The sequence below is a fragment of the Bullifex sp. genome (assembly GCF_034103065.1).
Classification (GTDB): Bacteria; Spirochaetota; Spirochaetia; order Sphaerochaetales; family Sphaerochaetaceae; genus Bullifex.
Map to the genome: position 1 here is coordinate 1 of NZ_JAXEGN010000155.1, position 16,460 is coordinate 16,460.

General features: G+C 34.8%; 11 protein-coding genes. 6 read left to right on the forward strand and 5 right to left on the reverse strand.

All coding sequences use genetic code 11. The annotated features are described in order from the left end of the window. On the reverse strand, positions 1-2,435 hold a 2,435-nt coding region (gene nifJ / locus SOY52_RS06105; protein ID WP_320848084.1), incomplete at its 3' end, for a pyruvate:ferredoxin (flavodoxin) oxidoreductase. 264 nt (positions 2,436-2,699) lie between these two features. Here nifJ and SOY52_RS06110 point away from each other — a divergent pair. Further along, positions 2,700-4,013, forward strand: coding sequence for an ABC transporter ATP-binding protein (locus SOY52_RS06110; RefSeq protein WP_320848085.1), 1,314 nt, complete (start codon positions 2,700-2,702; stop codon positions 4,011-4,013). Further along, positions 4,006-4,941, forward strand: coding sequence for an ABC transporter permease (locus SOY52_RS06115; RefSeq protein ID WP_320848086.1), 936 nt, complete (start codon positions 4,006-4,008; stop codon positions 4,939-4,941). Before SOY52_RS06110 ends, SOY52_RS06115 begins: the two co-directional genes overlap by 8 nt. 54 nt (positions 4,942-4,995) lie before the next feature. Here SOY52_RS06115 and gdhA read toward each other — a convergent pair whose 3' ends face one another. Further along, entirely contained in the window at positions 4,996-6,333 is a 1,338-nt protein-coding gene (gdhA, locus tag SOY52_RS06120; protein WP_320848087.1) for an NADP-specific glutamate dehydrogenase, read from the reverse strand. A gap of 187 nt (positions 6,334-6,520) precedes the next feature. Here gdhA and SOY52_RS06125 point away from each other — a divergent pair, with 187 nt between their 5' ends. Together SOY52_RS06125 and SOY52_RS06130 are read left to right on the forward strand one after the other, a co-directional pair. Then, positions 6,521-9,460: a PEP/pyruvate-binding domain-containing protein gene (locus SOY52_RS06125; RefSeq protein ID WP_320848088.1), complete on the forward strand. Its 2,940-nt coding sequence runs from the start codon at positions 6,521-6,523 to the stop codon at positions 9,458-9,460. Then, on the forward strand, positions 9,451-10,632 hold the full coding sequence (locus SOY52_RS06130; protein ID WP_320848089.1) for an iron-containing alcohol dehydrogenase: 1,182 nt from the start codon (positions 9,451-9,453) through the stop codon (positions 10,630-10,632). The genes SOY52_RS06125 and SOY52_RS06130 overlap by 10 nt, the downstream gene beginning before the upstream one ends. Here the strand turns inward: SOY52_RS06130 and SOY52_RS06135 are convergent. Genes SOY52_RS06135 through SOY52_RS06145 form a run of 3 tightly spaced genes read right to left on the reverse strand, consistent with a single transcriptional unit; the run spans position 10,614 to position 15,104 of the window. Next, positions 10,614-11,300: an RNA pseudouridine synthase gene (locus SOY52_RS06135; RefSeq protein ID WP_320848090.1), complete on the reverse strand. Its 687-nt coding sequence runs from the start codon at positions 11,298-11,300 to the stop codon at positions 10,614-10,616. The genes SOY52_RS06130 and SOY52_RS06135 overlap by 19 nt on opposite strands. After that, complete coding sequence (locus SOY52_RS06140) at positions 11,297-13,288, reverse strand: DNA topoisomerase IV subunit A (RefSeq protein WP_320848091.1); 1,992 nt, start codon at positions 13,286-13,288, stop codon at positions 11,297-11,299. The genes SOY52_RS06135 and SOY52_RS06140 overlap by 4 nt, the downstream gene beginning before the upstream one ends. A gap of 1 nt (position 13,289) precedes the next feature. Then, a complete protein-coding gene (locus tag SOY52_RS06145) occupies positions 13,290-15,104 on the reverse strand; it encodes a DNA topoisomerase IV subunit B (protein WP_414429591.1) in 1,815 nt (604 codons plus the stop codon). A 241-nt stretch (positions 15,105-15,345) separates the two neighbouring features. On the opposite strand from SOY52_RS06145, the gene SOY52_RS06150 reads away from it, so the two are divergent. Beyond that, a complete protein-coding gene (locus tag SOY52_RS06150; protein WP_320848092.1) occupies positions 15,346-15,807 on the forward strand; it encodes an AAA family ATPase in 462 nt (153 codons plus the stop codon). Positions 15,808-15,933: 126 nt separating this feature from the next. Continuing rightward, entirely contained in the window at positions 15,934-16,296 is a 363-nt protein-coding gene (locus SOY52_RS06155) for a hypothetical protein (protein ID WP_320848093.1), read from the forward strand. Positions 16,297-16,460: the final 164 nt, after the last annotated feature.

Consider the following 16,460-nt stretch of genomic DNA (forward strand, 5'->3'; position numbering starts at 1 on the left):
CCACTGAACTCGAAGAGAGGCTGCTTGAACTGGAGACCCTTAACTGTAGCCATGTTAAGTCCATCGAGGTTGTCATATGTGAGGCTTTCGAAGTACTCGAAGTTAGCAACTTCACCAGCAGCTCTTTCGCCTTCAACAGGTCTCATGTCGAGAGCCTTCTCCTTAGCAGGACAAGCTTCAACACAAACACCACAACCCTGACAATCTTCTGTGTAAACCTGAATCTTGAATCTGAGGTCACGATCGTTCTTTGTATTAGACTTAAGAGTTACGAATGTCTCTGGAGCCTTAGCTGCATCTTCTGGAGTAATCTGCTTAGCTCTGATAGCTGCGTGAGGACATGACTGTACACACTGGTTACACTGGATACACTTTGTGCTATCCCAGTGAGGAACGAATGCAGCAACACCACGCTTCTCAAGCTTTGTTGTACCTGATGGGAGTGTACCATCATAGCTCATGCATGATACAGGGATATCATTACCCTTGAGGTGCATGATTGGCTCGATGTTATTCTTAGCAAAGTCTGAAGCATCATCTGGGATAAGCTTCTTAGGCTCTAAGCTCTTTGTGATTGTAGCAGGAATCTTAACTTCAACGAGTGCTGCTGAAGCACCATCAACTGCTGCCCAGTTCTTATTAACAACATCTTCACCCTTCTTGAGGAATGTCTTCTTGATGTACTTCTTAATAAGTTCAATAGCTTCTTCTTCTGGGAGAACACCACAAATCTTGAAGAATGCAGCCTGCATTACTGTGTTAATTCTTGTTCCAAGACCTGCTGCCTTAGCAATTGAGAGAGCATCAATATTGAAGAATCTGATCTTTCTGTTGATGATAATCTCCTGATCATGTCTTGGGAGGTGCTCAAATACTTCATCAGATGGAATCTGAGAGTTGAGAAGGAATACACCACCTTCCTTAAGAGTATCGAGCATATCGTAACGACCGATATAAGCTGGGTTATGACAAGCTACGAAGTCAGCATGGTCAATGAGCCATGGCATATCAAGGTTGCCTTCACCGAATCTGAGGTGAGAAATTGTGATACCACCAGACTTCTTTGAGTCATATGCGAAATATGCCTGTGCATTCTGGTTAGTATTATCACCAATGATCTTAATAGAGTTCTTGTTAGCACCTACTGTACCATCAGAACCAAGACCATAGAACATGCAACTTACAACACCTGCTGGTGTAACGTTGATTGATTCGTTAACAGGAATTGACTTGTGAGTAACATCATCGTTAATACCAACTGTAAAGCCATGGAATGCATCTTTAGTTGCAAGGAAGTCAAATACTGCCTTAGCGTGAGAAGGTGTGAAGTCCTTTGAAGAAAGACCATAGCGACCACCAATAACCTTGATACCCTTTCTACCCTGGTTGTCAAGAGCTGCAACAACATCGAGGTAAAGTGGTTCACCAAGTGAGCCTGGTTCCTTAGTTCTATCCATAACTGCAATTCTTTCAACTGAAGCTGGGATAGCGTTAACAAATGCTTCTGCGCTGAATGGGCGATAGAGTCTAACCTTAATAAGACCAACCTTACCACCTCTAGCGTTGATGTACTTAACAGCCCACTCGAATGTGTCTGCTGCAGAACCCATAACGATAACAACATCTGTTGCATCTGGAGCACCAACATAGTCGAAGAGGTGATACTGTCTACCTGTGATAGTAGCTACCTTGTCCATGTACTCCTGTACGATACCTGGAACTGCATCATAGTACTTGTTAGAAGATTCACGACCCTGGAAGTATACGTCTTCGTTCTGAGCTGCAACGTGAATCATTGGGTGCTCTGGGCGCTGAGCGCGTGAGCGGAACTTTGCGATGAGTTTTTCATCAACAAGAGTCTTAATATCTTCGTAAGAAATCTCTTCTACCTTCTGGATTTCGTGAGATGTTCTGAATCCATCAAAGAAGTTAAGGAATGGAACTTCTGCTTTAAGAGTTGAGAGGTGAGCAACAAGTGCCATATCCATTGTTTCCTGGATAGAAGATGCACAAGTCATTGCAAAACCTGTCTGGCGGCATGCCATTACGTCTGAATGGTCACCGAAGATAGAAAGTGACTGTGCAGCAAGTGAACGAGCTGATACGTGGAATACACAAGGAATCATTTCACCTGCAATCTTGTACATATTAGGGATCATGAGTAAGAGACCCTGTGATGCTGTAAATGTTGTTGTAAGAGCGCCAGCTACGAGAGAACCGTGTACTGCACCTGCAGCACCAGCTTCTGACTGCATCTCCATAACGTCAACCTTTCTACCCCAGAGATTTTCTCTTCCCATTGAAGCCCACTGTTCTGAATATTCAGCCATTGGTGATGAAGGTGTGATTGGGTAGATAGCTGCAACATCGCTGAATGCATAAGCGATATGAGCAGCAGCGGTGTTACCATCAATAGTAACGAACTTTTTTGCCATTGTTTTCTCCATTTGCATTTGGATTTGCGGTTACCCGCAGATAAGATTAATTAATCGGCTTAAGTCCCCCTAAGCCAATTAAAATAATAACTCAGTAGTTTGAGCATTTCAAGATTAAGTCCATGAAAAACAGCCTTAAACAATTTCGTTTTTGTCTTTTGGATATTTCCGACTACTAATGCGTAATAACAGATTTCATTATGTTAAAATAGTTTAATAATTAATTCATAGACAATTGTTTTCTATTTTTTTATTATTTTATTTATGAATTCAAACCTCAGTATTTTAATAAATACGATTTCTAATATTTTAATTACCATTGGATTATGGAAAGTTTTTGAAAAATGTGGTTCAAAAAAGTATTATGCGTTAATCCCGATTTATAAAGTTTATATAATTTCAATTTGCGCTGATAGAAAAGATACAGGAAAAATTTGGTTTATTATCAATTTAATTAATACTTTTTTTTCAGTTTCTTTATTGATTCTGATAGAAGTATTAAAAATAAATGGACCGGTTAAATATAGTCTTGAATTATTATCCTATGCAGTTGGAATAACAGAACTTCTTTATCAAATAAAAATATATTCAAGTCTTTGTGATATCTTTAACAGAAGAAAATGGTGGGTAATTTTATTTATTTTAGATATTCCAGCCATATTAATTTGGGGATTAAGCAATAAATTTATGCCTAATAGCACAATACAAGATCGTATTGTTAAAGCTGCAAATGTTACAAATAAGGAAATAAAATATTCTGAAAAAGGTTTATCTATCAATATAAAAGAAAGAGTTGTTAAATCACTCTCTGGAAATAAAGTATTACTACGTGATATCCATATGAATATTCTTCCAGGACGAATGGTTCTTCTACTTGGTGGCTCAGGTGCAGGAAAGACAACATTCTTAAATGCTGTAACTGGATATGAAAAAGCAAATGCAACAATAACATTAAACGGTAAAAATATTTATAAAGATTATGAATCAATTAAGTATGATATTGGTTTTGTACCCCAACAAGATTTAATAAGGTACAACGATTCTGTATTAAAAACAGTATCTGATTATGCAAATCTTAAACTTCCTTTATCAATAAATAAAGAAACTAAAAATAATAAAATAAAGGATGTATTAAATATTTTTGGTCTTACAGCTGTGCAAAACAATATGGTAAGCAAGCAATCTGGAGGACAGAAAAAAAGAATCTCAATTGCAACAGAATTTATCTCAGATCCTTATTTATTTATTTTAGATGAACCAGATTCAGGTCTTGATGGAGTACTTGCAAGGGACTTAATGAAAAGGCTTCATGATATTTCAAGAGAAGGAAAAATTGTAATTGTAATCACCCACTCTCCTGATCGTGTTGCAGACCTTTTTGACGATGTAATAATACTTGCAAAGGATGAAGAACGTACAGGTCGTCTTGTATTCTATGGTGAAATAGAAAAAGCCAAATCATTCTTTGGTACAAATAATCTTGAACAGATGGTTAGAATGATTAATAGAAAAGAAGAAGGTGGGGAAGGATTAGCTGATGAATTAATCGAAAAATATGGGGAGATAGTAAATGCATAACGATAGAAGGGGATACTTTAGACAAATTCCAATCTATTTAGGAAAGTTTTTCAGAATGTTTATTTATATGGATGATTGGAAGATGTTACCTATGGCAGCATTAATTGCTGGCTTAGTTTCTTTTGCTGTTGGTAAAGATGTCTTTGTAAATATGGAAGGTACCTTAAAAGGCTCTCTTGCACTTACCTGTGTTTGTATTTGGAATGGCTTTTTTAACTCAATTCAAGCAGTATGTCGTGAAAGACAAATAGTAAAAAGAGAACATAGAGCGGGTATGAAGCTTACATCTTATATTACAGCTCATATTATTTACCAAGCATTTTTATGCTTATTACAAGCATTAATTACTTTAACAGTGTGCAAAATTACGAGAATTCATTTACCACAAGAGGGAATAATTACACCTTTCTTTTACATTGATATCACACTATCTTTCTTCTTAATAACATATTCAGCTGATATCATGTCTCTGTTTATTTCTTGTATTGCAAAGAATACTACATCTGCTATGACAATTATGCCATTTCTATTAATATTTGAGCTTCTTTTCTCTGGTGGAGTATTTGCACTTACTCAAACTACAGAAGTAATTTCTTACTTTACAATTGCGAGATGGGGTATGTGTGCTATTTGTGCACTTGGAAACTATAATGCTCTTCCAATGACATCGATTTGGAAACAAATAATAAAGCTTCAAAATTATGAATATGAAGGGAAGCAACCTGTAAAACTATTTATTGAAACATTAGAAAGAGAAAACAAAGTTGATGAATTTATGTTAAAAACAGCAGAGAGTAACTTTAATGTTGCTTATGAATCAACATTTGATAACTTAATGGATTGCTGGTTTGTTTTAATATTATTTGTTGTAATCTTCGGTATTCTTTCAATATTTGCATTAAAAAGAATTGATAATGATAAAAGATAAAAATCCTGCAGCCCCTTGAAAGACTGCAGGAAAAAACACAAGGAAGAAAATATTTCAATAGCCTAACTGACACATTGCATCAGCAACCTTTTTGAATCCTGCGATATTAGCACCTTTAACATAGTTAATATAACCATCGTCTTCTCTACCCTCTTTAACACAAGAGTTATGAATTGATGACATTATGTGCTTTAACTTTTCATCTACCTCTTCTGCTCTCCAAGAAAGATGTTGAGCATTTTGGCTCATCTCGAGTCCTGAAACAGCAACACCACCTGCGTTTGCAGCCTTACCTGGTGCAAATGGAATTCTTGATTTTATTAGGAATGTAGCTGCATCAGCAGTAACACCCATATTTGAAGTTTCGACTACATACTTAACACCATTTGCTACAAGTGCTTTAGCATCATCTAAGTTCAATTCATTCTGAATTGCACAAGGGAAAGCCATATCAACTTTTACTTCCCATGGCTTTCTACCAGGAATAAACTTAGCACCAAACTTTTCTGCATATGGTCTTACAACATCATTATTACTTGCTCTAAGCTGAAGCATATATGCCCACTTTTCAGGTGTATTAATTCCTTCTTCATCAAGAATATAACCATCAGGACCAGAAATTGTTACAACCTTAGCACCTAGCTGAGAAGCTTTCATTACAGCACCCCACGCAACATTTCCAAAACCAGAAATTGCAACCCTCTTACCTTCAAAAGAGTCACCATGAGTTTTAAGCATCTCATTAGCAAAGTACATTGTACCAAAACCAGTTGCCTCTGGGCGTACTAAAGAACCACCAAAGTTAAGGCCTTTACCTGTTAAAACACCAGTATTCTCATCTCTTAATCTCTTATATTGGCCATATAAGAACCCAATTTCTCTTGCACCTACTCCAATATCACCGGCAGGAACATCTGTATCAGGTCCGATATATTTTTGAAGCTCAGTCATAAAAGAACGACAGAATCTTAAGATTTCTGCATCACTCTTTCCTTTTGGAGAGAAATCAGAACCACCCTTACCACCACCCATAGGAAGAGTAGTAAGACTGTTTTTAAATGTTTGTTCAAAACCTAAGAACTTTAATGAACCAAGTGTTACTGAAGAGTGGAATCTAAGTCCTCCTTTATATGGTCCAATAGCATTGTTAAATTGGACTCTATAACCTTTATTTACCTGGATTTCACCTTTATCATCTTCCCACTCAACCTTGAAGGAGATAACCCTATCAGGTTCTGTGATTCTTTCAAGTATCTTATTTTTTAGATATACAGGATTTTCATTTACGGTGTCGATGACGCTCTCTACCACTTCTCTTACTGCTTGAATGAATTCACTCTGAGCTGGATTCTTTTTTTCGAGTTCTGCCATAAAGCTGTTTATTTCATACATAGCTTTTTCTCCTTCTGACACTTAAAGAGTACATTCACTTTTTTAATTCTGTCAACAAAAATTTAGTATTTTGAAAATTTCAAAAAATTTTATTTGTAATTAAATTATTTTTTATTAATAAAAATGCAAAATAATTCAATTTCCATTAATATTATTCGTTTTTTCTCACTTGTGATAAAATAACTCCATGTATAATCTCGATCAAACTTGGCTACCTTTTTCAAACTTAATGAGAAGGCATATATATAACGTTTTATTAATTTGTTCTGACTACGATCGATTCATGCTCGAAGAGGATGGACGAGTAGAAGAAGAACTTTATAAAGAGTACACCGCACTAGGCTTAAGCAATCCTCCTAAAATCACGCATACGTCCAATGAAGAGGAAGCATTATCACTTTTAGATAGATTATCTTTCGACCTTGTTATTACAATGCTAGATTTTCACACCGGTAGGGTTGAAAAGCTTGCAGAAAAGATTAAGAGAAGAAAGCCTACAATGCCTGTTATTGTACTAGCACCTTCTCCTGACCATAGAAGAGTAAAAACACTTAAAGATGAAAATAAGAAAAATATCGACTACCTTTTTTATTGGCAAGGTAATCCATCGCTTTTCTTAGCAATGGTTAAGTTAATTGAGGATTCACTTAATCTTGAACATGATACCAATGAAGCCGACGTTCAAGTAATTATTTTAATTGAAGACTCAGTACGATTTATCTCTTCATATCTACCTAAGATGTATACTTGCTTGATTCACCAAGCAAGAAACTCTATTTTAGAGGCTCTCAATGAGTGGGGTAAAACTTTAAGAATGAGAGGAAGGCCTAAGATTGTACTCGCAAGGACAGGAGAAGAAGGTCTTTATTACTACAATAAATATAGAAAAAATATCTTAGGAATAATTAGTGATGTTAATTTCCCATATAAAGGAAATAAAACAGGTTCAGGCCTTGAGCTTGCACGTGAAATAAGAAGTGATAACAGTGAAGTACCAATTCTTATTCAATCCTCTGATATCAATCAAAAAGAAGAAGCTTTAAAGGTTGCATCTGAGTTTTTATATAAACAGTCTCCTACTCTTTTATCAGAACTAGAAGAGCACTTTATAAAGTTTTATTGCTTTGGACCTTTTAATTTTATTGATCCTAAAACAGGAAAGATTATCGAAACTGTTGATACTATGAAGGAGCTTCAAAATGCCTTCATGACAGTTCCTGCGGCATCTTTAGTTTATCATGGAAAGCGAAATGACTTTTCTCGTTGGCTCAGGGCAAAAGGTTTATTTACTCTTGCTACTACAATCAAAAACATGACATTTAAAGATGAAGAGCATTGCGAAAAAATAAGAGAAGAAGTATTTAATACTATTCGTGATTACAGAATGCAGCGTACACGAGGTGTAATTGCAGAGTTCTCTCCTGATACATATGATGATACATCATTCTTCTCCAGAATTGGTAATGGTAGCTTAGGAGGAAAAGGTAGAGGCTTAGCATTTATCGCTGCAGAAATGAAAGCAAATAATGTGCAACAGCAATTTCCATCTATTTATCTTTCAATACCTAAAACAGTTGTTATTTCAACTTCTCTTTATGATAGCTTTATTAATGAAAACGAATTAGATGTAAGTGTTCTTGTTGAGAAGGATGATATAGAGATATTAAAGCTATTTTTATCTTTAAACCTTCCTCAAGAACTAGAGAGTGCACTAAAAGAGTTCTTAAAATTTGTTAAACAACCACTATCAGTAAGGTCCTCTTCTCTATTAGAAGATAGCCATTCAGAACCATTTGCAGGTGTTTATCAAACCTGTATGCTCTCAAATGAAGGTAGTGACGAAAAGAGATTTCTAGAACTTAGCCAAGCTGTAAAGACTGTATATGCTTCAGTATTCTTCCAAAGGGCTAGAGAGTATATGAAAATAACAGGCCATATGGTTGAAGAAGAAAAAATGGCTGTTATATTACAACAAGTTACAGGATCTAAACATGGGAAATGGTGGTTCCCTAATGTTAGTGGAGTTGCACGAAGCTTAAATTACTACCCTGTTGATGGGCAAACAAGCGAAGATGGTGTTGGAATGCTCTCTTTCGGTTTTGGAAAGAGTGTTGTTGATGATGGATCTGCTTTCAGATTCTGTCCAGCAAAACCTAAAAAACCTTCACAATCATTAAATGGTAATGCAGCATCTCAAGATACCTTCTATGCACTTGATTTAACCATTCCATTCGATCCTCTTTCTAATATCGATAACTTAGTGTTACTTGATATTAAGGAAGCATCAATTTGGCCAAAATCTTTAAAATACATTGCTTCAACACTAGATCTTTCAACAGGTGCAATTAGTGAATCAACATTTGCTGAAGGCGTTAAGATGATTACCTTTAATGGAATGTTAAAGTACGATATGTTCCCACTTGCTGAGGTTGTTGATACCATCTTAAAGCTTGGAGCAAGAAGTATGGGAGCTCCAGTTGAAATAGAAATTGCAGTTAATACGGAGCGTAGTGGAGAGAAAAAACCTGACTTTTCAATTCTTCAAATACGCCCTATTGCATCCACATTTGATGAAAGTGATATCGAAATTGATGACTATGAAAAAAATGATGCTTTAATCTATGCTGAAAAGGTAATGGGAAATGGTTATATAACAGAGTTAAAAGATATTATTACAATAAAGCCAAATGCATTTGATAAATCAAAAACTGTTGAAATGGCTGAAGAGCTTTCTAACTTCAACTCTGAAATAGAAAATGACTACATATTAATTGCAGCTGGAAGATTAGGTTCAACTGATAGATGGTTAGGTATACCATGTGCTTGGTCTGATATATCTAGAGCTAGAGTTATTATTGAAACAGGTTTACCTGACTTCCAAGTTGAACCTAGCCAAGGTACACACTTTTTCCAAAACATGACTTCTCTAGGATGTGTATATTTAACTATCAACCCAGTTTATCATGAAGGACTTCTTGATTATGATAAACTTATGAAGCTTGAAGTAATTAAGGAAAGTAAATATTTTATACACCTTAGAGCAAATGAAGGCCTTATAGTAAAGGCTAATGGTTTAGAGCAAAAAGCAGTAATTAAAACACATAAGGAGATACAGGAATGGCTTTAGCAAGTTACTACACTCCAACTCATGTTTTATTGGGTAAGGATGCATATAAAGAGGTTGGAAACGAACTTAAAAAAGTGGGTGCTAAGAAAGTTCTCATCCACTATGGTTCAGATAGAATTAAGAAGAATGGTCTTCTTAATAGTGTAATAAATATTCTAGAAAATGCTGAAATTGAGGTATTTACTCTTGGAGGAGTAGTACCTAACCCTCGTGTTAGTTTAGTTAGAAAAGGCGTTGAAATTGTAAAGAATGAAAGTATTGATTTTATTCTTGCAATTGGAGGTGGTTCTGTAATTGATAGTTCTAAAGCTATTGGTTATGGAAGTCTTTACGATGGGGATGTATGGGATTTCTACTCTCAAAAGGCATCTCCTAAAGCTTGTATGAGTATTGGCTGTATTCTTACCATGGCTGCAGCTGGTTCTGAGATGAGTGACTCCTCAGTAATTACTAACGATGATGGTGGATTAAAGAGAGGATGTAATACAGATTATTGTAGACTAAAGTTTGCTCTTTTAGATCCAGAGTATACCTACTCTCTTCCAAAGTACCAAACAGCTTGTGCTGTTGTTGATATCATGATGCATACAATGGAACGTTTCTTCATTAAAGGTAATACTCTTTGCTTTACAGATAATATGGCAACAGCACTATTAAGAACTATGGTAAAGTATGGTCCTATTGCATTAAAAGAACCAGAAAACTATGAAGCTAGAGCAAATATCATGTGGGCGTCTAGTGTATCACACAATGGCTTTACTGGTTTTGGTAATGATGCTCGAGGAGACTGGGCTTGCCATCAAATGGAGCATGAATTATCTGGTATGTTTGATGTTGCTCATGGAGCAGGTCTTTCAGCAATTTGGTCAACTTGGGCTCGTTATGTATATAAAGAAAATCCAAAGCGCTTTGCATTCTTTGGTCATGAGGTATTTGGCCTTGAATTAACTGGTGATGAAGACAAAGATGCAAATAGAGCAATTGATACAACAGAAGCGTTCTTTAAAAGTCTCGATATGCCAATTAGAATCTCTGATTTTGGTATTAACCTTACAGATGACCAACTTGAAGAGCTTGCCACAAAAGCAACTTTTTATGGCAAGCGTACTCTTGGTTCTTTTATGACTCTCGACCACGATAGAATTAAAGCTATTTATAGCTTAGCAAAATAATCCCAAACACTATCATGAGGAGGAGGTGCAGTAATTGTAATCTCCTCCTTTTTTACAGGATGGGTAAATACAATTTTTCTAGCATGAAGGTGTATTCCACCATCTGGGTTTGAACGTGGGAAGCCATACTTTAAGTCACCCTTAATATGAAGACCAATAGCAGCAAGCTGTGCTCTAATTTGATGATGGCGTCCAGTATGAAGTGCAATTTCAATTAGATAATATTTATCGCTACTTCCAATTAAACGATAATCAAGCTTAGCAAGCTTGCTTCCCTTTATCTCTTTGGGATAAGCAACGCTCTTATTATTTGCACTATTTCTTACAATATAGTGAATTAATGTTGACTCTGTTTTCTTAGGCATATTATCAACTACTGCCCAATATGTCTTTTTAACACTAGAGCCCTTAAAGGCTTCATTTAATCTAACTAAAGCCTTCTCAGTCTTTGCATAAACAACAATACCACTAGTTGGACGATCTAAACGATGAGGGATTCCAAGATAAACGTTACCCGGCTTATTGTAAGTTATCTTTAAATACTCTTTAACTTTATCAGCTAGAGTAATATCGCCAGTTTCATCTCCCTGCACAAGCTCTCCAGGAAGTTTATTTATTATGATTAAATGGTTATCCTCATATAAGATTCTACTCTTTAAATCGTTCATTTATTATCTTCCTTTGATTCTTCATCAAATAGAGTTGGCTCAGCCTCCTCACTAGTTGAAGAGTCCTTAATTTGTCTTAGTGTTAAGGAAGCAAGTTGCTTTGTAATAAGCTTCATACCACTAGTTGTAGCAGACTTTCTAACTGAGAAATCTGCAAAACGGAATGTTTCTTCCATAACTCTATAACCACATCCAGGCTTATACTTTGCAGTAATTATTGCATTTGGAAATGTTGATAACTTAACAAGTTTATAATTACCTTGAGGTAAGATTGAATATAATTTTCCTGTTATAAAGGATGAAATAGTGAATCTATTAATAAAGTAGAATTTTGATTCTTTTTCTCTATAAATAACAGTAAAGATAACATTTTGAAGTAATTCTTTTTCTGCATAATTTATGTAGAAAATTCCATCTGTTCCAATAAACTCTTTTTCAGAAACATTGATTACTCTATAGCAACCATCCTTCCTCATATAAAAGATTTTATCATAGCTAGAAACCTTTAATAGAGTTTCACCAGTTTTTAGATTTGTACCAATGTAACCTGTTGCTTCATCATACTTTAGCTCTAAGTTTCTTACTGCAATTTGTTTAGCATCTGTTACTCCGAAAGAACCAATTTCTGTCTTTCTTGCCCAAACGCTCTCGTCTACCATTGCTTTAAGTTCATCGATATATGAAAGAGCATAATCAGTAATATTCGCTAAGCGCTCATTACAAAGATTAATAGCTGCATTAATTTCTTCAATCTCACTTCTATTTTTCTCAATATCAAATAAAGAAATTCTTCTAATTGGTATCTTTAAGAGACGATCAACATCATCAGCATCAATGTCTCTGAATAATTCTTCTTTAAATGGAGCAAATCCAGTAATAACAGCATTAACTACAGCTTCTTGAGTTTTTTTGTTTTCAATTCGCTTATAAATTCTTTCTTCGATAAAAATTCGCTCTAAAGTCCTTGCATGTAAGCGATCTTCTAGATGACTTTTCTCGATATTGAGCTCTTTAATAAGAGTATCGACTAAGTGATTAGCATGGAACTTTACCATCTCTGTAATTGATACAACTTTTGGAAGATTATCAACAATTACAATTGGATTAACTGCAATTTTATTTTCACACTTAGTATATGCATACAGCGCATCGACCATATCCTTTGTATATGTATTTCGCTGTAAATTTATTTCGATATTTGCACTCTCAGCGGTAAAGTCATTAATTGAAGCAATATGAAGCTTACCTTTTTTAGCAGCATCTTCAATTGAATCAATCATCTGCTCACTAGTAACACCATATGGAAGCTCAGTAATAACAATCTTTTTAGGGTCTGAAGTATCGAGCCTTGCACGAACATTTACACTTCCCCTACCATCATCGTAAGCTGATACATCGACTATACCACCACCAGGAAAATCAGGATATAGTGCTATTTCTTCACCTCTTAATACAGCAGCTTGAGCATCAAGTACTTCAATTAAGTTGTGAGGTAGAATATCTGTCTTCATACCTACTGCTATACCACTTGTACCTTGGACTACTACTACAGGTATTTTAGCAGGGAATACTACAGGTTCTTTATTTCTTCCATCGTAAGAATCAACATATTCAGTTATTTCCGGGTTATAGAGAACCTTTCTTGCAAAAGGAAGTAATCTACACTCAATATATCTTCCGGCAGCAGCTCCATCACCTGTTAAAAAGTTACCGAAGTTACCTTGGCCTTCAATAAATAAGTTACAGTTAGTTAAGTTTACTAAGGCTTCATATATTGAAGCATCACCATGAGGATGGTATTTCATCGTTGCACCAACAACGTTTGCAACCTTATGGTATCTTCCATCATCCATCTCTAAAAGAGTGTGGATAATTCTTCTCTGAACTGGTTTAAATCCATCTAAAATATCAGGAATTGCTCTATCACGGATAACATAGGAAGCATACTCTATGAAGTTTTCATCAAATATCTTTGTTACGTGTGACATATTATCTTAAGTTCTCCATTATGTATTCTCTTCTCTCTGGGGTATTGTTACCCATATAAAATTCCATCTTCTGCCTTACTTGAGTCATACTCTCAATTGTTACAGGTATTAATCTAATATCTTCACCAATAAACTGACCAAACTCACTAGGACTGATTTCACCAAGACCTTTGAACCTAGTTACCTCTGGACTCTTAATCTGTTCAAGCGCAGCATCCTTTTCTTTTTCAGAGTAACAATATACTGTTACTTTTTTATTTCTAACTCTAAATAGAGGGGTATCAAGGATAAAAACACGTCCTGAAGTAACAAGATCTTCAAAGAAGGTAATAAAGTAAGTCATTAATAAATTTCTAATATGATAGCCATCGACATCGGCATCGGTTGCAATGACAACTTTAGAATACCTTAAGTTTTCAAGATCTCCATTTTCTAGTCCTAACGCAACCATGATGTTATAAAGCTCTTGGTTTTCATATATTGCTTTTCTACTCTTTCCAAAGACATTAAATGGCTTACCACGTAGTGCAAATACAGCTTGAGTTTGAACATCCCTTGTTTTATTAATTGTTCCAGCAGCAGAATCACCCTCAGTTAAGAAGATCATAGAGTTATGAGCTTCTCTTTCATGTGCCTTAGGATAGGAGTTTAAATGGTAACGACACTCCTTAAGCTTTGGTATGTTGATAGATACCTTTTTTGCCATTTCACGAGCACCATTACGAACAGCACTTTCTTCCTTATGAATTCGCTCATTAGTCGCTATTTTATTTGAAAGCGCAGTAGCTGTTTCACTATTTTTCATCAAAGCATCAATGACAGCTTCCTTAACTTCATTCACAATCCAGGAACGAATTTCAGTATTTCCAAGCTTATTCTTAGTTTGACTTTCAAATATAGGATCTTGAACCTTTACACTTATTGCACCACAAATACCATCTCTGATTTCAGGAGCATTCCAGTTTTTTTTATAGTATTCATTTATACCTTTTAATAATCCTTCCTTAAAAGCTGATAAATGAGTACCTCCATCACTTGTATGTTGTCCATTTACATAAGAATAATAAGATTCACCATAACTTGATGTATGAGTAAAGGCAAATTCAAGACGTTGCCCCTTATAATAAATAATAGGATATAAGCCATCACTTCCAACATTCTTGCTTAATAGGTCCATAAGGCCATGTTGGCTCTTAATTATTCTCTTATTAAACTCAATTGTTAGGCCTGTATTTAAGTAAGCGTAGTTCCAAAGTCTTTCTTTTATGAACTCTTCATTGTAGTTGTAATCAATAAATAGTTCTGGGTCTGGTGTAAAAGTAACAAATGTACCGTTAGGTTCATTTGTACTTCCTTTTTTAACTCTTCCAACTTGAACACCTTTTTCAAAGGTTGCAGAAGCATATTCTCCATCACGATAGGATGTAACAGAGAAATACGATGAAAGTGCATTTACTGCTTTTGTACCAACGCCATTTAAACCAACAGAGAATTGGAATGCTTCTGAATCATATTTTGCACCAGTATTGATAATAGATACACAATCAACAATCTTTCCTAAAGGAATACCACGTCCAAAGTCTCTTACAGAAACCTTATTATCTAGGACTGTAACATTAATCCTAGAACCTGCACCCATAATAAACTCATCGATACTATTATCGATTACTTCTTTTAGGAGAATGTAAATACCATCATCAACGTGTGAGCCATTTCCTAGACGTCCGATATACATTCCAGGTCTTAATCTAATGTGCTCTAGGGATGAAAGGGATTTTATGTTATCTTCATCGTATTTATTTGCCATAATGTTCATTATCTAAAAATTATCTCAAAATTGCAAACTAAATGGCAAGTTTTTAACTTAAAGGTACACTAATGAGCCATAGTATTCTCCGTACCTAAGATTTCTTAATATTTCAACCGATATATAAAAAGTGTTTTAAGACTAGATAAGAAATAAATCTTTCCAAAATGTTGATTAGTTATACATTTTTGCTTTCTAAAATGTTGATATATCGTAATTATTGTAATATTTTGTAAATTAGATTTAAGATATGTTAAATCGAAAAGCTACTGCTGAAATCGAAAATTGGATAAAAACAAAAAATAAAAAATGTTTATTAGTTCAAGGACCAAGACAGGTAGGAAAAACATATTTAATTGAACACTTTGCGCAAAATCACTATAAAGAGTTTATTGAAATAAATTTCAAAGAACTACCATCCGCACGTGAAATTTTCATAGGTGATTTATCTGTTGATAAAATGATTATGGCGCTAAAATTTCGATTTCCAGAAAAGAAGATTTTACCCAAAAAGACATTGATTTTTCTAGATGAAATTCAGGAGTGTGAAGAGGCTATCACTTCTCTTAAATTTTGGGCCATTGATAATCGATTCGATGTAATTGCGTCTGGTTCTTTATTAGGTATAGATTATAGGAGAGCATCTTCATACCCTGTTGGATATGTTGATTATCTAAAGCTATATGGTCTTGATTTCGAAGAATTCATATAGGCAATGGGAATATCATCTGAAATGATAAACTTTATTAAAGATTCGCTTAAATCAAATTCTATAATTCCTAGTGCAATAAATTCACAAATGATGTCATATTATAGACAATATATCGCAATAGGAGGTATGCCTGAAGTAGTTCAAAAATATGTTGATACCAAAGATTTCAGAGCAATAGATAAAATACAGAGAAATCTTCTTATGGGATATCAATATGATATAGCACATTATGCATCTGTAGCAGAAAAGGTGAAAGCAGAAAAATGTTATCTTTCTCTTGCAAAACAACTATTAGATAAAGAAAACCATAAATTTCAATACAAAGAAGTTGAAAATGGAGGAAGGGCTCAGAAATATTATTCTAGTATCGAATGGTTAATTAGAGCAGATATTATTCATTTAAGTAGGCTTGTAACTGACATAAGGTTTGATTTAGATGATTATGCAATAGATGATTTCTTTAGGATATTAAGCGAGAATCCTCGGTAATTCAATTACCAAGATGAAAGCGTAAAATAGTAATTGCTAAAACATATGCATGTGATATAATAAATTATGAAGATAAATCTTGTTCAGTACAGAACTTGCTCATATAGTATGGAATCATTCTTACTATGTTGAAACTGTTGGATGCATATCCGAGGAAACCGTAA